This is a genomic window from Acinetobacter sp. V102_4 (assembly GCF_031799005.1).
GTDB classification, from domain to species: domain Bacteria; phylum Pseudomonadota; class Gammaproteobacteria; order Pseudomonadales; family Moraxellaceae; genus Acinetobacter; species Acinetobacter calcoaceticus.
This window is the reverse complement of sequence record NZ_JAVQNR010000050.1, coordinates 74,536-96,893: the sequence shown is the minus strand read 5'-3', so window position 1 is coordinate 96,893 and position 22,358 is coordinate 74,536. Positions and strand designations below refer to the sequence as shown.

21 protein-coding genes are annotated in these 22,358 nt (G+C 37.7%); 14 read left to right on the top strand and 7 right to left on the bottom strand.

What is annotated here, in order from left to right:
- Window positions 1-87: 87 nt before the first annotated feature.
- Window positions 88-651, top strand: a complete 564-nt coding sequence (locus tag RMB13_RS15245) for a hypothetical protein (RefSeq protein WP_311085665.1) — start codon at window positions 88-90, stop codon at window positions 649-651.
- A gap of 54 nt (window positions 652-705) precedes the next feature.
- Here the strand turns inward: RMB13_RS15245 and RMB13_RS15240 are convergent, their stop codons facing one another.
- Together RMB13_RS15240 and RMB13_RS15235 are read right to left on the bottom strand one after the other, a co-directional pair.
- Window positions 706-1,239 carry a hypothetical protein gene (locus tag RMB13_RS15240; protein WP_311085664.1) on the bottom strand — a complete coding sequence of 178 codons (534 nt, stop codon included), beginning with the start codon at window positions 1,237-1,239 and terminating at the stop codon, window positions 706-708.
- 26 nt (window positions 1,240-1,265) lie between these two features.
- Window positions 1,266-2,054, bottom strand: coding sequence for a class I SAM-dependent methyltransferase (locus RMB13_RS15235; RefSeq protein WP_132070418.1), 789 nt, complete (start codon window positions 2,052-2,054; stop codon window positions 1,266-1,268).
- Window positions 2,055-2,181: 127 nt separating this feature from the next.
- Between RMB13_RS15235 and RMB13_RS15230 the strand changes: the two genes are divergently transcribed.
- The 8 genes from RMB13_RS15230 (at window position 2,182) to astE (ending at window position 13,829) form a co-directional block, all read left to right on the top strand.
- Window positions 2,182-3,459 carry a hypothetical protein gene (locus RMB13_RS15230; protein ID WP_311085663.1) on the top strand — a complete coding sequence of 426 codons (1,278 nt, stop codon included), beginning with the start codon at window positions 2,182-2,184 and terminating at the stop codon, window positions 3,457-3,459.
- 413 nt (window positions 3,460-3,872) lie between these two features.
- The gene (locus RMB13_RS15225) at window positions 3,873-5,306 is read left to right on the top strand and encodes an amino acid permease (RefSeq protein WP_132070414.1); all 1,434 of its coding nucleotides are present in this window, start codon (window positions 3,873-3,875) and stop codon (window positions 5,304-5,306) included.
- Between the two features lie 1,031 nt (window positions 5,307-6,337).
- A complete protein-coding gene (locus RMB13_RS15220; protein WP_005038387.1) occupies window positions 6,338-7,612 on the top strand; it encodes a Glu/Leu/Phe/Val dehydrogenase in 1,275 nt (424 codons plus the stop codon).
- A gap of 136 nt (window positions 7,613-7,748) precedes the next feature.
- Window positions 7,749-8,963 carry an aspartate aminotransferase family protein gene (locus RMB13_RS15215; protein WP_311085662.1) on the top strand — a complete coding sequence of 405 codons (1,215 nt, stop codon included), beginning with the start codon at window positions 7,749-7,751 and terminating at the stop codon, window positions 8,961-8,963.
- A 17-nt stretch (window positions 8,964-8,980) separates the two neighbouring features.
- Entirely contained in the window at window positions 8,981-10,012 is a 1,032-nt protein-coding gene (gene astA, locus RMB13_RS15210; RefSeq protein WP_003653733.1) for an arginine N-succinyltransferase, read from the top strand.
- Window positions 10,012-11,481: a succinylglutamate-semialdehyde dehydrogenase gene (gene astD / locus RMB13_RS15205; protein WP_311085661.1), complete on the top strand. Its 1,470-nt coding sequence runs from the start codon at window positions 10,012-10,014 to the stop codon at window positions 11,479-11,481. The genes astA and astD overlap by 1 nt, the downstream gene beginning before the upstream one ends.
- A gap of 17 nt (window positions 11,482-11,498) precedes the next feature.
- Window positions 11,499-12,842, top strand: coding sequence for an N-succinylarginine dihydrolase (gene astB, locus RMB13_RS15200; protein ID WP_003653731.1), 1,344 nt, complete (start codon window positions 11,499-11,501; stop codon window positions 12,840-12,842).
- Window positions 12,843-12,854: 12 nt separating this feature from the next.
- Window positions 12,855-13,829: a succinylglutamate desuccinylase gene (astE, locus tag RMB13_RS15195; protein WP_311085660.1), complete on the top strand. Its 975-nt coding sequence runs from the start codon at window positions 12,855-12,857 to the stop codon at window positions 13,827-13,829.
- A 60-nt stretch (window positions 13,830-13,889) separates the two neighbouring features.
- Here the strand turns inward: astE and RMB13_RS15190 are convergent, their stop codons facing one another.
- Window positions 13,890-14,714: a hypothetical protein gene (locus RMB13_RS15190; RefSeq protein WP_311085659.1), complete on the bottom strand. Its 825-nt coding sequence runs from the start codon at window positions 14,712-14,714 to the stop codon at window positions 13,890-13,892.
- A 591-nt stretch (window positions 14,715-15,305) separates the two neighbouring features.
- On the opposite strand from RMB13_RS15190, the gene RMB13_RS15185 reads away from it, so the two are divergent.
- On the top strand, window positions 15,306-15,614 hold the full coding sequence (locus tag RMB13_RS15185; RefSeq protein WP_311085727.1) for a hypothetical protein: 309 nt from the start codon (window positions 15,306-15,308) through the stop codon (window positions 15,612-15,614).
- A 36-nt stretch (window positions 15,615-15,650) separates the two neighbouring features.
- The gene (locus RMB13_RS15180; protein WP_311085657.1) at window positions 15,651-17,006 is read left to right on the top strand and encodes a S8 family serine peptidase; all 1,356 of its coding nucleotides are present in this window, start codon (window positions 15,651-15,653) and stop codon (window positions 17,004-17,006) included.
- Between the two features lie 100 nt (window positions 17,007-17,106).
- On the opposite strand, the gene RMB13_RS15175 is transcribed toward RMB13_RS15180, so the two are convergent.
- The gene (locus RMB13_RS15175) at window positions 17,107-17,538 is read right to left on the bottom strand and encodes a hypothetical protein (RefSeq protein WP_005038404.1); all 432 of its coding nucleotides are present in this window, start codon (window positions 17,536-17,538) and stop codon (window positions 17,107-17,109) included.
- Between the two features lie 99 nt (window positions 17,539-17,637).
- Window positions 17,638-18,057, bottom strand: coding sequence for a hypothetical protein (locus tag RMB13_RS15170; RefSeq protein ID WP_003653724.1), 420 nt, complete (start codon window positions 18,055-18,057; stop codon window positions 17,638-17,640).
- A gap of 171 nt (window positions 18,058-18,228) precedes the next feature.
- Between RMB13_RS15170 and RMB13_RS15165 the strand changes: the two genes are divergently transcribed.
- Window positions 18,229-19,125 (top strand): LysR substrate-binding domain-containing protein, encoded by an 897-nt coding sequence (locus RMB13_RS15165; protein ID WP_270903376.1) that lies wholly within the window; start codon window positions 18,229-18,231, stop codon window positions 19,123-19,125.
- Between the two features lie 35 nt (window positions 19,126-19,160).
- Here the strand turns inward: RMB13_RS15165 and RMB13_RS15160 are convergent, their stop codons facing one another.
- Together RMB13_RS15160 and RMB13_RS15155 are read right to left on the bottom strand one after the other, a co-directional pair.
- Window positions 19,161-19,871 carry an amino acid racemase gene (locus tag RMB13_RS15160; protein ID WP_311085656.1) on the bottom strand — a complete coding sequence of 237 codons (711 nt, stop codon included), beginning with the start codon at window positions 19,869-19,871 and terminating at the stop codon, window positions 19,161-19,163.
- A gap of 237 nt (window positions 19,872-20,108) precedes the next feature.
- Window positions 20,109-20,975 (bottom strand): LysR family transcriptional regulator, encoded by an 867-nt coding sequence (locus tag RMB13_RS15155; RefSeq protein WP_311085655.1) that lies wholly within the window; start codon window positions 20,973-20,975, stop codon window positions 20,109-20,111.
- Window positions 20,976-21,083: 108 nt separating this feature from the next.
- Between RMB13_RS15155 and RMB13_RS15150 the strand changes: the two genes are divergently transcribed.
- The gene (locus RMB13_RS15150; RefSeq protein ID WP_311085654.1) at window positions 21,084-21,986 is read left to right on the top strand and encodes a DMT family transporter; all 903 of its coding nucleotides are present in this window, start codon (window positions 21,084-21,086) and stop codon (window positions 21,984-21,986) included.
- Between the two features lie 55 nt (window positions 21,987-22,041).
- Window positions 22,042-22,326, top strand: a complete 285-nt coding sequence (locus RMB13_RS15145; protein WP_311085653.1) for a YciI family protein — start codon at window positions 22,042-22,044, stop codon at window positions 22,324-22,326.
- The last annotated feature ends 32 nt before the right edge of the window (window positions 22,327-22,358 follow it).

The window sequence follows — 22,358 nt, the reverse complement described above, 5'->3', positions numbered from 1 at the left end:
AAATTCCGATATTTTTTTCATGGCTTGCGACTACTATAAATTGAAGATCTATTTAATTTGATCTAGCAATATTCGAGGTATAAAGCGATGAAAAAACAACGTTTAATGATGGGCTTGCTGGCTGCTATTAGTATGGGTTCAGCATTTGCATCGACCTCAAGTGAATATAATATTGCCCACGGTTTGAACCCTGTTGAAAAGGACCAGTCTATTTCAGTATTACAGCCTTTTCAGGGAAATTTCAGAATCTTGGGTTCAAAAGTTTATCAAAATGATGAACAAGCTAAGTTTTCACCTATTGACTATGCGGTAAGCTGGGGTTTGTTTGCTCAGCCTGAGATTGCACGTCATATTTCAGTAAAACAATATGACCGTTATCTAAACTGGAAAATTCCTAAATTACCTGTTCCAGCAGATCAGGCGATGCAAATGGTGTCTAACATGCACATCATTCCTGCGAACCCGCAAATCGCCCAACAGATTAAACAGGTAAAACGTGGAGATCTGGTCTATCTCAAAGGTGATCTTGTCGAAATTAAAGATAAAGATCTAGTTTGGAAATCATCGCTTACACCAACTGATACCGGTGATGGTGCTTGTGAACTATTTCGTGTGCAATCTATTCATTGGGTTGAAAAGCAAAATATATAATTTAAAAAAGCCTTCATAAATATGAAGGCTTTTTATTAAGGAATGTAGTAGTACTTATTTCTGTTGCGATGCTTTCCAATATTTTAATTGGTTTTGTGCTTGTAAATAGTCTGCAAGATCATTGACCTGCTCATCTTTAGTCGCGTGTTTGTCACTCAAGTGTTTTTCTTGGTTTTCCCAATATTGGTAGAGTAGGCCTTGTATATAACGGCCTTGTTCAGTGTTTAAATCCAAATCTTTTAGCATGGTCAGAGAAGAGCGCACATTATCAAGAGTACGTTGTTGCTCAAACTCTGTAGTGAGGGTTCCAGCTTCATGCATTTTTGCTAATTCGCTTTCCATCTCGTCACTCATTTCTGTAAAGCGGCGGTCATAGTCCTCTAGTAGCGCAATATCGTGTGCATCCTCAGCAGTTGCTGGAAAAGTCTTAATAGGTCTTTCATTCAGTTTTTCTAAAACCTGATCGGTAGATGAGGTGGCAGAAGGTTGCTCCGTCTTAGCAGGCTCATCCGCTTTTTTACAAGCAGTAAGAAATAGGCTAGAGCAAAGCAAAGACATTAATATGACCTGAGGTGTTTTCTTCTTCATAACTTTCAACCAAACCTATTCACTAATTATTTAACGGGTAACGTACTTTTCTGAAAGTGATATGCATACGTAACATATGGAAAATCAATCTGATCTTGAGGACCTAATCCCGTAAAATCATAAACAATTTTTTCGAACTGTGCTTTGAGTTGTAACTGATCTTTTTCAGTCATTGCAGCAATAAAACTTGTTGAGAGTAATCGCTTGCTCACCACTTGTTCGACGCTACCTCGTTGTGACTGTGTAAACGTTTGTAGACTATCAAACACAAATAAATCTTGTTGTTCAAATACGCGTTTCCACTTTTCACTATGATAACGAGGTGTATCTCCTTCAAGTGGAAGTAGAAAATCAGCTAAAGCTTTGACCCAGTCCGTACGCTCATCGCGTTGATTCCAAACCAGCCCTAAATGTCCTTGTGGTTTTAATATCCTATACATTTCTGTTAGGGTATCTATGTTGTCAAACCAATGAAAAGATTGCGCACAAATAATGGCATCAATTTTATGATCTGCTACAGGAATAGAATGGCTAAAAGCCTGTAATGTTTTGATATCAGGATAAACGTGTTGAAGCTGCTGTAACATCTCGCCAATTGGCTCAACTGCAATAATATCTGCATGTGTTTGTTTTAAGTAGGGTAAGAATTTGCCAGTACCCGATCCAAGATCGATAACAGTAGAGTTTTCCTGTATTTGGAGGCAATTTTGCAGCCAACTCACTATTTCTGCGGGATAATTAGGCCTAACTTGCTGATACAGTTCAGCAGCTGAGCTGAAGCCTTTTTGAGCGGCAGGATGTAAGGATTGTGTCATATTTTGCGCTTTTTAATCTGACTGGCATCTATAAAATAAGATACTCCGCAATCATAAATTGGCAAAACACCTATTTTGTTTCATTTTTGACGTTGTATGTGGGAGCAAATTTTCTTTCGGTGTGAGCATGGATAAGCAAATTATTTTTGAAGACGAACACATTAGAGCCATTTTTTTACCAGGCGATTCTAATACATTGGTTCTCTCTTTTGGCGATTTGATTACCCGAGCGAGTGGCTTATCTATCAATGCTGAAAAGTCCCTAATTAAATACCAATACAATGTTATTGGGATAATGCCAAAACAAAAATCATGGTTTCCTCAAGCGAGCATGATTGAGCTGGCGAAAACAATTTCGCCTATTCTTCAGGGTTTTAAAAATATTGTGGGTTATGGCGGTTCGATGGGCGGCTATGCAGCAATCAAATATTCTAATTTATTGAATATGAATCGTGTGATTGCATTTGTGCCTCAATATTCAATTGATCCTGACCATGTCGAAGATCGACGCTATGCTGAGTTTTTTGATGCGGTAGCAAACAAAGACATGCAGATCCAGCTGCAAGATGTGGATGCAGCGCGTGAATACGTCATTGTTTATGACCCTTATTTCTCGATTGACCGCGAACATTACCTAAAAATAAAAGAGCTATTGCCAAACTTACATACGATTCATTTGCCATTTACTGGTCATGAAGCATTGTCAGTATTAGCAAGTTCAAGTTTATTGCATGATTTTATTGAGCATGAGTTTGACGAAATTTATTTCTATCAACAGGTTCGTAAGGTCAAAAAACAAAGTAAATTTTATTTCCGTAATGTACTTGCACATGTTCTTTCGCATCATGACGACATGTTGTTAAAGATATTACGCCAAAATGATTTTCAGCTAGATGAACGTTATTTTGATAATCCCCTTAAACAGGCTATTACCCGTAGCCTTATGAAAGCAAAGCAGGCAACTGACTTAGACTTCCAAAAACTGGGTATTAAGGTACAACAAACTCAGCAAGAGGTGAGTTATAAAGAGGGATTACAGAATAGCTTTAATTCAATTTTGGTATTCAACCTCATTAATTCAAAGTTTGAGAGTTATGCTCTAGATGTTCTGTTGGCAAATAAGTCTTATTTGATTCCAATTGTGGCTGAACACACTGGTGTAGTGCACATTGAATTAAATAATGAAACTTATTTGTTAGGGATGAATGATCGTAAAGTCATTAAATTGTTCAAGAGCAACGAGCCTTTAACATCTGACATGAGTCCGTTTGTAATCAAAAAATATTCCGACTTTTTTGCAATTAGCTATAAACAATTAAATTTATCTTGTGATGAACATGGGATGTGTGAATTTATAGAAGGTTCAATCAAGCCTACTGAACAAATGATCTCAATCACCTATTAAACCTTTCTGGTGGTTAAATAAAGCTCAAGTCTAAAGATTTGGGCTTTATTTTTTGCTTAAAAAATATTTTTTCATTAATTTATTTGTATATTAAATTCAAAGTCATTATTTAAATAAATGATGTGTTTGTTTTGTGGATGTCTGGAGTATTAAATACAAGCATTATAAATTAGGTGAAAAAATATCATGCTTTAAAGTAAATGGCCTTTGTTTAGATATAAAGTAAATAAATGATCTAAGGCTAATTAAAATACAACTATAACTTTAAATTTTAATAAGTATTTGTTTTTTATTTATATGTTATTTATGTGGTGGTAGGTTGTTTAAAATAAATTCACTATTCAAAGATAATTGCATATTTATTTTTTTATCCTAAAATGATTTTTTACTAAATTGTCGTTACAGTTTTTTATATGCAATCATTAAATTATCGGAATAATGATGCATCGCAACATGGAAGTTCTGCACCTTTGAAACGAGCAATGAGTACTCGACATTTGGTGATGATCTCCCTTGGCGGTGCCATAGGTACAGGTCTTTTTTTAGGTTCTGGTGATGTAATTTCTCAAGCAGGCCCAATCGGGGCAATTATTTCTTATTTTTTGGGTGGTTTAATCGCCTACACCGTAATGCTATGCCTCGGTGAGCTTGCAGTTCATGTACCTGAATCGGGTTCTTTTGGAGAATATGCCCGCCGTTATATCGGTCCAGGCACAGGATATATGATTACTTGGCTGTACTGGTTAACTTGGACTGCCACTTTGGGGACTGAGTTTACCGCTGCGGCTTTACTGGTTCAGGAGTGGTTTCCAACTACCTCTGTTTGGGCTTGGACTCTGTGTTTTGGTGCCCTAGTTTTTATTCTGAATGTGAGTTCAACTCGATTGTTTGCCGAGTCTGAATTTTGGTTGGCACTTGTCAAAGTTATCACGATTATCTGTTTTATTGGTTTAGGGTTGCTGGCAATTTTTGGTTTTATCCCGTACCAAGGGCATGAGACAGCGCCATTATTTAGTAATTTGACAGCACATGGTTGGTTCCCTCACGGTTTATTTCCAATTTTTGCAACTATGCTGATCGTTAATTTCGCATTTTCGGGTACAGAGTTAATTGGTGTGGCGGCTGGTGAGACTGAAAATCCTGCAAAGACAGTCCCAAAAGCGATTAATGCCGCCATTTGGCGTCTACTAATTTTCTTTGTTGGTACCATTGTTGTGATTACTTCGCTATTGCCATTCGAGCTTGCAGGTTTGAATGCAAACGAAGTAAGTAATAGCCCTTTTGTGACTGTGTTTAATTACATTGGTATTCCTTATGCGGAAGATATTATCCGCTTTGTAATCATTACGGCTTTACTCTCAGCTGCCAATTCTGGTTTATTTGCTGCTTCACGTATGATGTGGTCACTTTCAGTAAAAAACCAATTACCAAAAATATTTTCAAAGCTTACTCCTTCAGGAACACCGATTGTTGCCATTACTGTGACGATGTTTGGTGCAATACCTGGGTTGCTTTCAGAGCAGTTTGCCCCTGAGACGATCTTTAAAAATTTATTGGGTGTTGCTGCATTTACCATGGTGGTTGTTTGGATTGCAATTTGCGTATCTCAATTTAATTTCCGTAGACAGTGGTATAAATCTGGGAAAACTGCAAAAGATTTACGTTTTGCTGCTCCTTTATTTCCTTTGACTCCAATTGTCGGTGGTCTGTTCTGTGCTGTTACTTGCATTAGTATGGTGGTCGATCCTTCGATGCAAGTTGGCTTTATCTGTTGTATTGTTTTTATTCTTTTATGTTATGCGAGCTACTTCATTTTTTATCATAAGAAAGATGTGGTACAGAGCTAGGCGTTGTATGCTTTTACAAGCATAGTCTAAAGGTCCCATTTGGGGCCTTTTTTATGGTCTGGAGGAAATTAAAAAGGATGGATTCTATATATTTTTTTTAAAAATGAATTTTTATTTTTAATCATGGAAACAAATGTTGTTTTATAAATTCACCATTTATTGGATTTTTATTAATATTTATTTATTATAAATATTTGATTAAGTCTCTGTTTAGTCTTGTTATTTAATAAGGTGGTGTTTTTAGTTTTTTAGAATAGCAGGGTGGAATAGGATTAATATGGATTTAATGTGGAGAATAGATAATTTTTTGATGGTTTTTGAAAAGATTGAATTTTATAACCAATTGTTATTTATGATTAAAAATATTTACATTTTTTATATTTATGGAAGTTTATTTTCTATAATTTTTTTTTATTAGAGTTAAGGATTTTTTAATATTTGTTGTTTTTTTATTATAAATGTTAGTTCGATTTGATTATTTTTTCTCTGCTTATTTATTTTAAAATGTTCTAAATGAGCTTGCTCTATGCTATATTTATTGGAAGATTTTATATCTATGTTGCAGCTTAATTTTAAGCAGTATGTGTGGAAATAATTAATCTGTAGGATTATTGAACAAAGTTTATTTTAAAAAGACTAATGGAGGGATCTATCGATTAGTCAAAAAAATTTTATGGACTCATGGTTTTTGTAAATCATAGTTCTTTTTAACTCCCAAACGGTTATGTCACTTCTTTTGTATTCATATTTCAGCCGGCTGGTTTTAGTGGGTTGTGGCTAGTTTTTTGCTTTTATAAAACTCTCTTTATAAACAGCAATTTAGACAAAAGAAAACTTGTAAAAGATATCGGTATATAAAAGTAGATCGTACTTTTAGTACCAACAAATGGAATTTAAAAAATCTGATGCTTTAGAAGAGCAAAAGATTTAGTAAACAAACTAAGGCACTGTTATTTCAGGGTTTTAGTTGCTAAATAATAAAGATTACAGATTTATCAAATCTGAGTCTATGAAGGTATATAGGAAAAAAGATGTCAGATCTTTCATACGTAAACGAACACAGCGATGCTTGGCAAACTTACTTGGCACAAATTGACCGTGTTGCTCCGTACTTAGACCACTTAGCTGAGTTTATCGACACTTTAAAACGTCCAAAACGTGCACTTATTGTAGACGTGCCAATTGTAATGGACGACGGTTCTATCCAGCACTTTGAAGGCTACCGCGTACAACACAACTTGTCTCGTGGTCCTGGTAAAGGTGGTGTTCGTTACCATCCAAATGTTGATTTAAACGAAGTGATGGCATTATCTGCATGGATGACAATTAAAACTGCTGTTTTGAACTTGCCATTTGGTGGTGCAAAAGGTGGTATCCGTGTTGATCCGCGTAAATTGTCAAATCGTGAATTAGAGCGTTTGACTCGTCGTTATACGACTGAAATCGGTCACATTATCGGGCCTCAAAAAGATATCCCAGCTCCGGATGTTGGTACAAATGCCAATATTATGGGTTGGATGATGGATACTTATTCTACAAGCCAAGGTTACACAGTAACTGGTGTTGTAACTGGTAAGCCTGTTCACTTAGGTGGTTCTTTAGGTCGTGTAAAAGCGACTGGTCGTGGTGTATTCGTTACAGGTCGTGAAGTAGCTGCAAAAATCAACTTACCAATTGAAGGTGCGAAAGTCGCTATTCAAGGTTTTGGTAACGTAGGTAGTGAAGCTGCTTTCTTATTTGTTGAATCAAAAGCGAAAGTTACACACGTTCAAGACCATACAGGCACTATTTTCAATGCTGATGGTATTGATCTTGAAGCGTTACGTGATCACGTAAATGCAAATCAAGGCGGTATTGGCGGCTTCGCTGGTGCGCAATCAATTGCTGATGAAGATTTCTGGACAGCAGAAGTTGACATTATTGTTCCTGCTGCATTGGAAGGTCAAATCACTGTTGAGCGTGCTCAAAAACTTAAAGCTAAGTTGATTTTAGAAGGCGCAAACGGCCCGACTTATCCTAAAGCTGAAGACGTATTAGTTGAGCGTGGCATTGTTGTAGTACCTGACGTTGTATGTAACGCCGGCGGTGTAACTGTAAGTTACTTCGAATGGGTTCAAGACATGGCGAGCTACTTCTGGACTGAAGAAGAAATCAATGAGCGTTTAGACAAATTGATGGTTCAAGCTATGGATGACGTTTGGAATACAGCAAACAGCAACGCTTGTACTTTACGTACAGCAGCTTACATCTTGGCATGTGAGCGTATTTTAAAAGCTCGTAAAGAGCGTGGTATTTTCCCAGGCTAATCTGCGGAAATTACTTTTAGAAAAAGTGGTCTGAGCAAATACAAAGGATGTTATAGGGTTTATTTGTTCAGTCCCTTTTTCTGAATTATTAAAATTTAAGTGATATCGAATATATTAAATAAATACTGAGGTAAGCATGGAACAGCCAATTTCTGTAACTCGAAGCAACTTTAACGACTGGATGGTTCCAGTTTTTGCACCGGCAAATTTCATTCCTGTACGTGGTGAAGGTTCGCGTATCTGGGATCAAGAAAATAAAGAATATATCGATTTTGCAGGCGGGATTGCAGTAAACGCATTAGGTCATGCGCATCCAGTGGCAGTAAATGCTTTAACAGAACAAGCAAAAAAACTTTGGCATGTGGGCAATGGTTATACAAATGAACCTGTTCTACGCCTTGCAAAACAACTCACTGAAAATACATTTGCAGACAAAGTTTTCTTCTGTAACTCAGGTGCTGAAGCGAACGAAGCGGCACTAAAACTTGCACGTAAAGTGGGTTTAGACAGTGGTGTTGCTGGTAAAAGTGGCATTGTGGCATTTAAAAATGCTTTCCATGGTCGTACGTTATTTACCGTTTCAGCAGGCGGGCAACCTAAATATTCACAAGACTTTGCACCGCTTCCAAATGGTATCAATCATGTTGCCTTTAATGATTTAGACGCAGCAAAAGCGGTAATTAATGAGCAAACATGTGCGGTTATTGTTGAGCCGATACAAGGTGAAGGCGGCGTTATTCCTGCTGACATCGAATTTTTAAAAGGCTTACGCGCACTGTGTGATGAGTTTGGTGCCTTACTTATTTTTGATGAAGTACAAACTGGTGTAGGCCGTACAGGTTCACTTTATGCCTACATGAACACTGGTGTTATTCCAGATGTTCTTACAACTGCAAAAGCACTAGGTGGTGGTTTCCCAGTCGGTGCAATGTTAACAATCGATAAGTTTGCTCCGCATTTTTCAGTGGGTACACACGGTACGACTTACGGTGGTAACCCGTTAGCAAGTGCGGTTGCAGGTGCAGTATTCGAATTTATTAATACACCTGAAGTTCTTGAGGGTGTGAAGCATCGTCATCAGTATTTCCTTGATGCCTTGAATACTTTAAATGCTGAATATCAGATTTTTGAAGAAATTCGTGGTCAAGGTTTGCTCATTGGTTGCGTATTAAAAGCTGAGTATGCAGGAAAAGCTAAAGATATTACGACTTGGGCTGGTGAGGAAGGATTACTTGCTCTAATTGCAGGTCCGGATGTCGTTCGTTTTACTCCGTCTCTCATTATTCCTGAACAAGATATTGATGAAGGGATTGCTCGTTTAAAAAGAGCATTGGCAAAATTGGCTAAATAAAAAAAAGGAAGCTAGCCATGATGATTGTCCGTCATGCCGAGTTTCGAGACCTTGAAGATATTTATAAATTAGCAGGTAAGTCGGGTGTAGGCCTGACTTCCTTGCCACAAAATATGGATACACTTTCGGCTCGAATTTCACGTACTCGCAATACTTTAAATGGCAATGTCCATAAAAGTGAACAAGGCTATTTATTTGTTCTTGAAGATACAGAAGCTCAACGTGTTATTGGTTTAAGTGCAATTGAAGTTGCTGTAGGGCTCATGGAACCTTGGTACAACTTTCATGTTGGAACACAAGTACATGCTTCAAAGGCATTAAATGTTTATAAGTCATTACCAACCTTGTTTTTAAGTAATGACAGAACAGGTAGCAGTGAACTCTGTACATTATTTTTAGACCCAGAGCGTCGTGAAAACCAAAACGGTAAATTCTTATCGAAAATCCGTTTTATGTTTATCGCTGCCTTTAAGCAATATTTTGAGAAAAAATTAATTGCCGAAATGCGTGGTTTCTCAGACGAAAATGGATGTTCTCCATTTTGGGATGCGATTGGTCACCATTTCTTTAATATGGATTTCTCAACTGCCGACTATTTAAGCGGAATTGGGCAAAAAGTATTTATTGCCGAGCTTATGCCACGTTTTCCAGTCTATGTAGATCTCTTGCCAAAAGATGCGCAAGAGGTGATTGGAAAAATGCATCCACAAACTTTGCCTGCCTATCATGTGCTTGAGTCGGAAGGTTTACGCTATCAAGGATATGTCGATATTTTTGATGCTGGCCCAACGGTTGAAGCCAATATTGATGAATTACGCGCAGTAAAAGAAAGTCAGTTATTAAACGTCAAAATTACAAGTGAAGCTGCGGTCGGTAAGACCCAATATCTCGTTGCTAATGATAATTATCATGACTATCGCGCAATGCTGATGAAGCTTGATCTTGTTGATAACACTATAAATTTAACGCATGAACAAGCTGAAAACCTCGGTGTACAAGAAGGTCATGTTGTTCGTGTGCTATCACTCAATCCAATGGAAGTATCCTGATGTCAAACTCTTTATTTATAAACGGTGTCTGGTTACAAGGCAGCGGCACAACATTTGAAAAAACAAATCCAGTTGATAACCAAACTGTCTGGTCGGGTGCTGAGGCTACTGCTGCTGATGTTGAGCAAGCTTGCCAAGCGGCACGTACTGCATTTCCAGCATGGGCACGTTTACCTTTTGTAGAGCGTGTAGCGATTGTTGAAAAATTTGCAACTTTGCTTGAAGAAAATAAAAAGCACTTAGCGGAAGTCATTAGCCAAGAAACTAGTAAGCCATTTTGGGAAACGTTAACTGAAGTTCAATCAATGATTGGTAAAGTTGCTATTTCAATTCGTGCTTATCACCAGCGTACTGGTGAAAGCTCAACTGAAATGGCTGATGGTGTGGCATCTTTACGCCACCGTCCACATGGTGTGCTTGCAGTTTTCGGTCCATATAACTTTCCGGGCCATTTACCAAATGGACATATTGTTCCTGCATTACTTGCAGGCAATACCGTGGTATTTAAGCCAAGTGAATTAACGCCTTGGACTGCTGAAGAAACTGTAAAACTTTGGCAGCAAGCAGGTTTGCCAAATGGCGTAATGAACTTGGTGCAAGGTGGTCGTACCACTGGTGAAGAGTTAGCTGCTTCACATGAAATTGACGGTTTATTATTTACCGGAAGTGCGAACACAGGTTATCACCTACATAAACAAATGGCAGGTGCTCCTGAGAAAATTCTTGCGCTTGAAATGGGCGGCAATAATGCATTGATTATTGATGAAATTATCGATATTGATGCTGTGGTTAATCTTACTATTCAATCTGCTTTTGTTTCGGCGGGTCAGCGTTGTACATGTGCACGTCGCATCTTGGTAAAAAATGGCCCAGAAGGCGATGCATTTATTCAACGGTTTGTTGAGGTTGCTAAAAACTTAAAAGTTGGTCGTTGGAACGACGAACAACAACCATTTATGGGTGGCGTTATCTCGTCAGTTGCCGCATCAAACATGATGCTTGCTCAGCAAAAATTGCTTGAGCTTGGCGCAAAAAGTTTATTGCCAATGACGCGTCAGCAAGAAGACAGTTCATTACTTACGCCAGGCATTGTGGATGTAACAGGTGTGACAGATATTCCAGATGAAGAATATTTTGGGCCGCTTACGACGATTCAACGTTATGACAACTTTGATGAAGCATTGAAAATTGCAAATGCAACTCGCTTTGGTTTGTCTGTTGGTCTGGTTTCTCCAAAACGTGAATTGTTTGATCAAGTACTTATTGAAGCGCGTGCCGGTATTGTGAACTGGAACAAGCCATTAACAGGTGCTTCAAGTGCTGCGCCATTTGGTGGTGTTGGGGCATCGGGTAACCATCGTGCGAGTGCCTTTTATGCCGCTGACTATTGTGCTTGGCCAATGGCTTCACTTGAAAGTGACAGCTTAACCTTACCAGAAAAATTATCTCCAGGGATTGTGTTGCCTTAAACACTAGGGAAAGAAAAATGAAAGGATATGAAGTAAATTTCGATGGTTTAGTGGGACCAACACATCACTACGCGGGCTTGTCGTTTGGTAATGAAGCATCGACAAAAAACCGTAATAATGCCTCTAATCCAAAATTAGCAGCTAAACAAGGCTTGCTAAAGATGAAAGCTTTAGCTGATTTGGGTATGAAGCAGGGTGTACTTGCTCCGCATGAGCGTCCACATGTTCCAATGTTACGCCGTTTGGGTTTTACAGGAGATGACATTAGTGTTGTTGCTCAAGCAATGCGTCATTCACCTGAACTCTTATCATCTTTAAGTTCCGCTTCGCCAATGTGGACTGCAAATGCGGCAACAGTTTCACCTTCGGCAGATAGCCAAGATGAACGTGTACACTTTACCGCAGCGAACTTAAATAATAAGTTTCACCGTTCGATTGAAGCGGAAACAACAAGCCAAGTTTTACAAGCAATCTTTAAAAATGAACGTCATTTTGTACACCATGAAGCATTGCCGCAAGTGGCTTTGTTTGGTGATGAAGGTGCAGCAAATCACAATCGTTTGGGTGGTGATTATGCCAAGCGTGGGGTTCAAGTTTTTGTTTACGGTCAACAACATTTAAATAATGGGTTGCCAGGACCAAAACGTTATCCTGCTCGTCAGACACGTGAAGCAAGTGAAGCAATTGCGCGTTTGCACCGTTTAGATGATGCACATACAGTTTTTGTTCAACAAAATCCGGATGTGATTGATCAAGGCGTTTTTCATAATGATGTGATTGCGGTCAGCAACCAACAGGTTTTATTTCATCATCAACATGCATTCTTAAATCAAGATCAAGCTTTTGCTGAAATTCGTCAAAAGATGGCAAGCATCGGTGAAGACTTTATCTCGATTGAAGTTCCTGAAAATCGCGTTACCGTTGATGATGCCGTAGCAACATATTTATTTAATAGCCAGATTTTAACTCGTCCAGATGGTGGAATGACCATTGTTGTACCAGAAGAGTCTCGCCAAAATAAGGCAGTGTGGGGTTATTTGAACGATATGGTTCAGATGGGTACACCAATTGATGCTATTCAGGTTTATGACTTACGTGAAAGTATGCGTAATGGTGGTGGTCCTGCATGTTTACGTTTACGCGTAGCTTTAAATGAAACCGAGTTAAATGCTGTAAATCCAAAAGTATTAATGAATGATCAACTGTTTGGCACACTTAATCAATGGGTAGATAAACATTATCGTGATCGTTTGGCTCAAGAAGATTTAGCTGATCCGCATTTATTGATGGAAAGCCGTATGGCACTCGATGAGCTGACCAAAATTTTAGGTTTGGGTTCGGTTTATCCTTTCCAAAAATAAGGAGGAGGTGACATGCAAGATTTTCTAGCATTAACCTTACAAGGTGAGCAGCCTACAACACGTGAAGGAAAACAAGATAATTTTTCTTGGCGTTGGTTAGGTGAGGGAATTCTTGAATGTACGCCACATGCACAGTACGACAAAGCCGTCGTACTGTCAGCTGGAGTACATGGTAATGAAACAGCACCAATTGAATTGTTGTCTCATCTTTGCACAGATTTATTTGCCGGACGCTTAAACCTTGCTGTGAGGTTGCTGTTTGTATTGGGTAACCCATATGCAATGCGTCAAGGTAAACGTTATGTGCATGACGATGTGAACCGAATGTTTTGTGGTGGATATAAAACTCTGCCAGTAACTGAAGAATCAAAGCGAGCTGAGGTTTTAGAGCAAGTTGTCATGACTTTCTTTCAAGAAAGTTTAAACCAAGCAAAACGTTATCACTATGATTTGCACACCGCAATTCGCACTTCTTTATTGCCAACCTTTGCTTTGTTTCCATATCAAACGCATGCTTATGATGCGAATTTGACAGCGAGTCTTGAAGCGGCCAATTTAGATGCTTTGGTGTATCACAATGCGATAGGTAAAACGTTTACGCATTTTACCAGTGAGAATTTTAAAGCAGCCAGTGCAACTTTAGAGTTAGGCAAAGCTTTGCCATTTGGACAAAATGACTTGAGTCAGTTTGCGGCAATTGATGAAGTTATTCGTCATGTCGTTTCTGAGCAAGTTTTACCAGCACGCAATAAAGCGAAAATTCGAGTGTTTAAAGTATCGGACTCTTTAATTAAAAAAGATGAAGATTTTCAGATGAACTTATCAGCTGAAGCTCCGAATTTTTCGACTTTTACAAAAGGTGAAATCATTGCGACACAACCTTCTGGTAATTATGTTGTTGAACAAGATCAGGTCTGGATTTTATTTCCAAATCCAAATGTGAAGCTCGGTTTACGTGCAGGTTTAGTTTTAACTGAAATGAGCTGAATGATTGATTTTAAATAAATAAAAAAGGGCGATTAATCGCCCTTTTTTGTGCATTACGTATTAGTTAGTACCGAAAAGACCTTTAATCCAAGATTTCTTTTCTGCTTTTTGTGTAGACGCTTGCGCATCTGCATTTACACTTGCATTAATTCCGACAGGAGCAACGTTAACACCAACATTTACACCAGTATTAGCATTGATTGCCGCTGGTTGAGCTGCATTTAACTTTGCCTGAGCATCCGCTTTAGTGTCTGCAACAAACTCTTTTTGCTCAGCTTGATTTTGAGCTACGCGAGTTTTTACAGCATCTACATGCGCTTGAGCATTAGCTTGTTTTTCAGCAGTAAATTCTTTTTGGTCAGCTTGTTTTTCTGCAACTTTAGTTTTTACAGCATCTACATGCGCTTTTGTATCGGCTTTAGCTTCAACTGCTAGGTTTTTAGTACCCGTTGCAGCTTTAGTAGCTAAGTTTTTAGTGCCAACTGCAGCTTCAGTTGCTAGGTTTTTAGTACCAGTTGCTGTTTTAGTTGCAAAGTTTTTAGTACCAACTGCAGCTTCAGTAGCCAAGTGTTTAGTACCTGTTGCAGCTTCAGTCGCTAAGTGTTTAGTACCTGTTGCTGCTTTAGAAGAAAGTTCAGTCACTTTACCAGTTGTTTTTTTAGTCGCTTTAACTGTAGTGTCAGCAGCAACATGACCCGCATGTTTTGCTGTGCTACCTACAGTATGTGCAGTATTTTTGACTGTGTTCGCTACGCCACTAACAAGACCACCTGGTTGTACATTTACTTCGGCAGAAGCACCTGCATTAACGCCCGCACTTTGTGCAAAAATAGAGGCAGAAGCAAGAACACTTGCAGTAACGATAGCTGTTTTCATCATTTTCATTGCGATATCCTTCAAAGAATATACCCTTTTAGTGAGGTATTTCATAAACGCTAACGAATCATAGCTAACACACCATAGCTTGGGAACTGACTTCATCAAAACGTTACAACAGTGTTACGTTGAGTAAACAGACTAGGGATAAATTGTGAAGATTAATAAAAATTAATAATAAAGTGAAAAAGAATGTTTATTTGTTAGTTATTCTAATTAAGCTGGTCTAATTTTATCTTTTTTTTTTTAAATTAAATTTCAAATTTTCTTGAAGTTACTCTTCTTTTCAACATGTACGTATATCTCTAATTGTGATTTGAGTCTCATTATTTATTAGTGGGAACGGCATAGTTATTGCTTATTATGAGAATAAGATGCTTTTTAGCACTTTTTTGAACCATCTTCTGCCAGAAATATAAATGTACAGGGCAGAACAACATTTTTGCTTATTTGGGTGTGGATATTTCTACTTCTCTTGTGGGTATATATTTCATTCATTAGATTTTTCACATGAAATATATTTTAAGAAATACCTCTTTATTTCGAATAATCAAAAATAAAAATAGATGTCTATAAACAAAAAAACAGAGATCTTGAATGATGAAAATTATTGCTTCCTTTCTTGTATTGGTCGGCTTGGTCGCCGTTGTTCTCTATTTTAAGCCAACAAGTGGTGCATCTGATGTGTTCAATTCAGTTTTACATGAATCGAATTCGTCACAACCAGACACATCGTCTTCTCTTTCTAAACTTAAGGAGCCTACTCAAGCTAAAAATCTATCTTTATATTCAACTCATCCTCAATCGGTGTCAGCTGATACCGTTCCTTTTTACAACACAAAAAGTGATCTTTCTATTCAACCGATTGATCCAGAAAAAGATCCAGCAAATGAAATAAAAGCGAAATAAGCAAATTGTTAGTTGAAAAAACTACGGAGAAAAATAATGCAAAGTAAAACGTTATTTCTATTAGGTCTATGTACGATATTAAGTACAACAGCATCCGCTCTTCCTTTAGATTCTAAAGGTGCTAAACAGCTGTTAAATCAAGCAGCAAAACAAAAAGTGCTTCAGGGTAAAATTGATTTAGATGCTCTGGTCACTAACGATTCGAATGATTTAATTGTTGAATACAATATTCCTTCGGTGAGCGTGCCTTCTGGTTTAGAGCGGCGGAGTTATATCGCAACCAATAAAAAGAATATACAGGCAAGGTTTAACCGTGCTGGCGGTGTGCAAGTACTGCGGGACTACAATAATTTACCTTTAGCTTTTTATCGGATTAGTAACCGCGAAGCATTAGTCTCTTTATTAAATGACCCGAATGTTAAAGCTGTTTACCCAAATCGGATTAATCAAACCACGACCAATGAAAGCTTACCTTTAATTAACCAACCACAAGCAAACACCAATGGTTTTACGGGTGAGGGTTCTAGTGTGGCAGTGATTGATACAGGTTTGAACTATTTACATTCCGATTTTGGTTGTACAGCAGTCAATACACCATCAAGCACATGTCGGGTAGTTTATTCTTTTGATAGTGCACCAGATGATGGAGCATTAGATGATGACGGACATGGCAGTAATGTTTCAGGTATTGTATCTAAAGTTGCAACTAAAACTAAAATTATTGGTATTGATGTCTTTAGAAAAGTGAGGTCTCAAGGTAAGTGGGTCAGTACAGCCTATGATAGTGATATTCTTGCAGGGATTAACTGGGCCGTAAACAATGCACAAACTTATAATATTAAAGCGGTTAATTTAAGCCTTGGTGTTCCTGGCGTTAAATATACTTCAGAGTGTAGTGATAGTAGTTATGGAACGGCATTTGCCAATGCACGTGCTGCTGGTGTGGTTCCTGTAGTCGCTTCAGGTAATGATGCATTTTCAGATGGTATTTCATCTCCTGCCTGTGTTGCTGGTGCAGTGAGAGTCGGTGCTGTTTATGACAGTAATATTGGTGGTGTGTCATGGGGGAATCCAGTGAAATGTTCTGACCCAACCACAGCAGCAGATAAAGTTGCATGTTTTAGTAATGGCGGTAGCCTTGTGACTTTATTAGCACCTGGTGCAATGATTACCGCGGGTGGTTACACCATGGGCGGTACGTCTCAAGCAACACCACATGTGGCAGGCGCGATTGCTTTATTACGAGCGAATAGCGTGAGTCCAACTGAAAGTATTGATCAAACGATTAGCCGTTTAAAAACGACAGGTAAACCAATTACAGATTCGAGAACGGGATTAGTTTTTCCGCGAATTGATTTGCTGGCAGCAACAAATGGCTTGATCGCTAATTAAATAGCTTATTTATAATTTTTAAATCAGGTCCAAGAAATTTTAAATGGCTATAACTCGTTGCAAAAGAAAGCTTCTGCAACGAGTTTTTTATGGAAAAGCCTTAATTACACTTTGCTAAATTAGCTGCATTAAAATTATTTTGGAGTTTTTTGAAGTTATTTTGAATTTCAGGATCTTGAATATTAAAGGTCGTAGAACTCTTAGTCGTAGAGTTGGTTGCTTGATTTAATATGCCTGATTCATCAGGGTATTGTAGGGTCGAAGAAGTCGCTGAAATTAGACCTTTATTATTAAACGTCCAATGTTCGGTCACATGTCCTCCACCTAAATAACCTGTAAATTCAATCATACAAGCTTGATTATCTTGTTTAATGAGCTTGGCCACATTACCTGTCGTAGACGGATAGGCTTCGATATTGGTGTCTTGCTCTAAAACTTGAGCTTGAGAATAAGAAGAAAGGGGCGTTGGCGTTGCACATGCAGTTAATGCTAAGCAGCATAGTGTTGAAAAGAGAAGTTTTTGACTATTCATAAGGCAGATTCCTAGCTCTTTATAGTGAGTGGTATTTATGTCTAGATTGATATTTGTATTTTATATTAAAGCGCGAATTTATCGCGCTATCCAAGAAATTTAGTTAACCGTAGTGCTAGATTTACTTAACTCACCTTGTTCTATTGGGATGTTTTCACCGTTTCGGCTACTGGTAATATTTTGCTTAGCTTGATCTATTTTTGTTTCAGTAAAAGCTTTTGCTGTATCCGCTTTTTGTTGAACGACTTCTGCCTTTTCAGCAGTAAATTCTTTGGTGTTTTTCCACTTTTCACTAATTTTATTTGAGGTCTTTTCAGAAGCACCTTGAATATTGTCTCCTAAATTTTGTATGCCTTTTCCTGTTTTATATAACAGTACACGCCCTAGGCTTGGATTATCACCATAAGGTTGTGTTTTTGGAGCTATTTCATTCACTTGTTGAGGTTGCGTTGTTTCAGCAAATAAGCTTGATGAAGCCAATATAGAGGTCGCAATACATAGAGTTTTTAGGGTTTTCATTTTGGATAAACCTCCCCAACCAGAATCAAAAGATGAAGTGCTGATCTTACTGATAAAAATACAGCTTGTACTGCAATGAGATAAAACCCATACGATTTGATTACGATAAATCATCATTTCAAATATAATTAAATACCATATCTAAATTTCTAGAATGATCTGGAGCCTCAAGTGATACAAAACATTGAATTAAAATGGTTATATGACCTGATTGTTCTAGAAAAATACCGAAATTTTACAGTCGCTTCTGATATTAGAAATATTTCTCAGTCTTCGCTGAGTCGTCGCATTCAAGCCTTGGAAAATAGTCTTGGTTTTGAAGTGTTTGATCGAGAAACTTCTCCTTTACAGTTAACGGAGCAGGGTAAGCTTTTTATATTGCATGCTAGAAATTTACTGGATGATTTTGAGTTTAATATAGATCAAATTAAAGGTGATAATCATGTGCGAAGCAAAGTCACGATTGCTTCTGCGCATTCTTTGGCGGGTTATATTTTTCCTAAAATTTTAGGAAATTTAAAAAATTACCAAGAAAAGATTTTTCATGTTGAAGCAATCAATGTGAATGAAACCGTAGATTCTCTTAAAAATGGTCAATGTGACTTTATTGCATCTTTTTATGATGATGACTTAATGAACCCACAATTTTTGTGCCATAAGTTGTTTTCGGCAAAGCTTTATTTAGTCACGGCTCCAAATCATTTAGGTCGACCTAAATTTTCACTCGAAGATACTTCAATTCCGCTCATGAACTATACCGATGACAGTTACATGGGGAAAAAGGTAAATAAATTTCTACAAGATCATCATTCGGACAAGTTTGAGACAAATTTTGTGTCTTCAATGAGTCTATTACTTAAGGATATGATCAAAGGCGGTTATGGCGTAGGGTGGTTACCCGATTACAGCATTCAAGATGAGTTAAAACAAAATCAGTTGATGATCGTACCAATGAAAGAGTCAGTACTGTCTGTCGATATTTATTTATATCGCAGTAGTGCAAGGCTTAATGCAACTTCTGAAGGGTTATGGAATTTTGTGAAGGCAATTGATTGGACCATTGCCTAAATTAATTATGCATAATTTGCATTAAATTTTTTTAATCATGCGGCTGATGCTGTTAATGAACTCTGATACCACGCAATCGCATTTTTAATAAGTAAATCGGTCGCATCAACAAACAGTTCAGGATTGTCTTGGATACTGTCTTGTAAGATAAGCGGAATTTCAGTACACGCTAATAAGAATTTTATGCTTTTGTTTTGTCTATAAAAATGAATAACCTCACTCATAAGTTGTTTTGATTTTTCGATATTTCCTGCTTTGTATTGATAGATACTTTGCATCACTTTGTGTTGCATCTCAACAGATGGGGTAGAGAAACGAATATTGTTTTGGATGAACTGGCTTTGATAAAGCTGAGTGCTTATGGTGGCAGACGTCGCAAGAATACAAACTTCAGCAATTTGGCTGTCTTGAATAAAATGAACCACAGATTCAATAATACTAATCATTTTGGTTTGGGTACGTTGCTGTAACTGGTTAAACCAAAAGTGGGCAGTATTGCAGGGAATAATGATACAGCCGACCTGTGCCGCTTCTAAAATTTTAAGATATTCAGCCATTTTTTCGAGTGGTTTATCATCATGATTGATAATCGATTGTGTTCTATCTGGGATGTCTGGAATTGAAACCGTGATGACAGGAATATGCTCCTGATCGCAATGTGCTGGCGTATTTTTAATAATTTTATCCATGGCATCAATTGTGGCTTGCGGACCCATACCGCCTAAAATTCCAATTGCTTTATTCATGTTGAATGACTCAAAAAATACGTTATGTACTTAGCATCTGCTTCTTTTGAGTGAGGTCGTTGCAAAAAACGGATGGGTCATGCAGTTTATGTTTTTATAATTGATTCTTAATTTTTATTAGGATATTGTTTTTTATCAATAAAATTAAAATATTTAAAATGTCGTGATGTGTTTTATGCATCATTATTTTATGTAAAGCATAGGGTTTTACATGGGAGATTTTATTCGAATGCAAAGCTAAGCTATAAATTCTGACTTAATCAATTCTAAAAACATATCTCTCGCTTTGTGGTTACTCACATTTTTGTGCCAGAAAAACTGGTTCTGCATAAATGCAAGATGTTCAAATTTATAGCCTCGAATATTGGTTAAATTTTTATATTGCTCAAAAAGACTCTTTGGTACTAAAGACACACCAGAGCCTGCACTCACGCAACCAATAATAGTGGCGTAACTGGTAATGCTGGTAATTGGAAGCGAGATATTTTTGAGCTTAAGCCATTCTTCAAATGCAGCGCGGTAAGGGCAGCCTTCAGTCCACATAAAAATTTCTTTACCAATCAGGTCTTCTTGGCAGTGGATTTCACCGAAAGATTCTGGGGCAATTAAAATAATTTCTTCTTGATAAATACTGAGCCTATTTAACATTGGAAATTCAATACTTCCCGCGACAATCGCACCATCGAGTTTATGTTGAGAAATATCAACTAATAGCTGTTTCCATGTGCCAGTAATAATTTGAATGGAAACTTCTGGATAGCGTTGATGATATTTCGCGAGTAAGTTAGGTAAACGGGTTGTGGCAGAAGATTCAATAGCCCCAATTTTTAATGGACCAGAGGGTGGTGCATCAGGATGAATGCTTCGTTTTGCTTCATCACAAAGCGCTAAAATTTTTTGGCAGTAATTAAGAAAGATTTCTCCAGATGGAGTGAGCTTTAAACTTTTCCCTTCCCGATAAAACAGAGGTGCGCCGAGTTCTTCTTCAAGTTGTTTAATGCGCGCCGTGATGTTAGATGGAACGCAGTGTAACTGCAAAGATGCCTTGGTCATCGTGCCGCATTCAACCACCGTTTGAAACATTTTTAACTGAGCGATATCCATGTTTTATCATTCACTTTTAATGAATATTAGGCTCAATATAAGTTAATTTTATTCAACTATCCATGCGCATATGATGAAAGAGTTCCATTTCATTAGCGCAGATTTAACATGGCAATTTCACTTGCTGTCGAAACACAGCCTCCAGCATTTAAGCTCTATTTATGTATTGCTGTGACCGTCTTTTGTTGGGGTTATTCACCTATTGGTGTACACAGTGCTTTGCATTCATATACACCGCAGCATATTGCCTTGCTTCGCTTTTTGATTGCATCAGTTTTCTTACTACTTTTGGTCATGAGAAAAGGGATTCAGCCGTTAAAGTGGAAGGATGTTCCTGCGCTTGGGGTGTTAGGATTTTTCTCTGTAACGTTGCATCACTTGCTTATAAATACGGGTCAGCAATATGTCAGTGCGGTTGCATCCAGCATTTTGAGTCAATCTATTCCGCTATTTACATTTATTGTTTCAGCTTTCTTTTTTAAAGAGAAAATCCGTTTCAAACAGTGGTTGTGTATTTTATTAGGTCTTTGTGGCGCCGTTTTAGTGGTTAGCGGTGATCATGGTCTTGGTGTACCAAGCCCTTATAGTTTGTTGATTGTTTTGGCAGCAATTGCATGGGCGATTTACTTTAATTTATATAAAAAATTTGCCTTAAATTATGATGCGTTGAGCATGATGTGCTACATCATTTGGTTCGGAACCATTCCTTTACTGTTCTATAGCGCGCAGTTGTCTGCTGAAATTTTACATGCCACTTGGCAGGCCAATATGTCGATTGTGTTGTTGGGTATTTTCCCCAGTGCGATGGCTTATGTGCTTTGGGGATATATACTTAAAAATATGCCGTTAACGATTGCATCGAATTTTTTATATTGCTCGCCGATTGTCGCAATGAGTTTGGCAGTTGTTTTCTTAAATGAAAAACCATCAATAATTGTGCTGTTAGGTGGAGTGATTATTGTGGGGAGTTTAGTGTGGATGAATTGGGGGAATCGGCGTACTATCGAATAAGCTATCAGTAGTTTAACCCTTCTATGTCATGCACTATTTCCTTTAAGAGAATGAAATGATTGTTGTTACCTTGACCTATAAAAAACCATTAGTCGAAGTTGATGCTGTACTGAAAGAGCATATTGCATTTTTAGAGCATTACTATGAGCAAAAGAAATTTTTGGCATCGGGGCGTCGAGAAAATAGGGTAGGTGGAGTGATTTTAGTTCTAAGCTCTTCGATTCAAGAAGCTGAAGAAATCATGAAAAATGATCCGTTTTATATTCATGACGTGGCTGATTATGATTTTATGTGGTTTGAGCCATCGAAAAGTTTAGAAGAAATTAAAGAGCTTATTTAACGTAAAAAAATAAAGGGATCTATAAAAGATCC

Coding starts and splice junctions, on each gene's coding strand:
- RMB13_RS15230 (WP_311085663.1), top strand. CDS start 2,182: ATGGATAAGCAAATTATTTTTGAAGACGAACACATTAGAGCCATTTTT.
- RMB13_RS15190 (WP_311085659.1), bottom strand. CDS start 14,714: ATGAAAATGATGAAAACAGCTATCGTTACTGCAAGTGTTCTTGCTTCT.
- RMB13_RS15245 (WP_311085665.1), top strand. CDS start 88: ATGAAAAAACAACGTTTAATGATGGGCTTGCTGGCTGCTATTAGTATG.
- astA (WP_003653733.1), top strand. CDS start 8,981: ATGATGATTGTCCGTCATGCCGAGTTTCGAGACCTTGAAGATATTTAT.
- RMB13_RS15225 (WP_132070414.1), top strand. CDS start 3,873: ATGCAATCATTAAATTATCGGAATAATGATGCATCGCAACATGGAAGT.
- RMB13_RS15145 (WP_311085653.1), top strand. CDS start 22,042: ATGATTGTTGTTACCTTGACCTATAAAAAACCATTAGTCGAAGTTGAT.
- RMB13_RS15185 (WP_311085727.1), top strand. CDS start 15,306: ATGAAAATTATTGCTTCCTTTCTTGTATTGGTCGGCTTGGTCGCCGTT.
- RMB13_RS15215 (WP_311085662.1), top strand. CDS start 7,749: ATGGAACAGCCAATTTCTGTAACTCGAAGCAACTTTAACGACTGGATG.
- astB (WP_003653731.1), top strand. CDS start 11,499: ATGAAAGGATATGAAGTAAATTTCGATGGTTTAGTGGGACCAACACAT.
- astD (WP_311085661.1), top strand. CDS start 10,012: ATGTCAAACTCTTTATTTATAAACGGTGTCTGGTTACAAGGCAGCGGC.
- RMB13_RS15155 (WP_311085655.1), bottom strand. CDS start 20,975: ATGGATATCGCTCAGTTAAAAATGTTTCAAACGGTGGTTGAATGCGGC.
- RMB13_RS15170 (WP_003653724.1), bottom strand. CDS start 18,057: ATGAAAACCCTAAAAACTCTATGTATTGCGACCTCTATATTGGCTTCA.
- RMB13_RS15150 (WP_311085654.1), top strand. CDS start 21,084: ATGGCAATTTCACTTGCTGTCGAAACACAGCCTCCAGCATTTAAGCTC.
- RMB13_RS15180 (WP_311085657.1), top strand. CDS start 15,651: ATGCAAAGTAAAACGTTATTTCTATTAGGTCTATGTACGATATTAAGT.
- RMB13_RS15240 (WP_311085664.1), bottom strand. CDS start 1,239: ATGAAGAAGAAAACACCTCAGGTCATATTAATGTCTTTGCTTTGCTCT.
- RMB13_RS15160 (WP_311085656.1), bottom strand. CDS start 19,871: ATGAATAAAGCAATTGGAATTTTAGGCGGTATGGGTCCGCAAGCCACA.
- RMB13_RS15175 (WP_005038404.1), bottom strand. CDS start 17,538: ATGAATAGTCAAAAACTTCTCTTTTCAACACTATGCTGCTTAGCATTA.
- RMB13_RS15220 (WP_005038387.1), top strand. CDS start 6,338: ATGTCAGATCTTTCATACGTAAACGAACACAGCGATGCTTGGCAAACT.
- astE (WP_311085660.1), top strand. CDS start 12,855: ATGCAAGATTTTCTAGCATTAACCTTACAAGGTGAGCAGCCTACAACA.
- RMB13_RS15235 (WP_132070418.1), bottom strand. CDS start 2,054: ATGACACAATCCTTACATCCTGCCGCTCAAAAAGGCTTCAGCTCAGCT.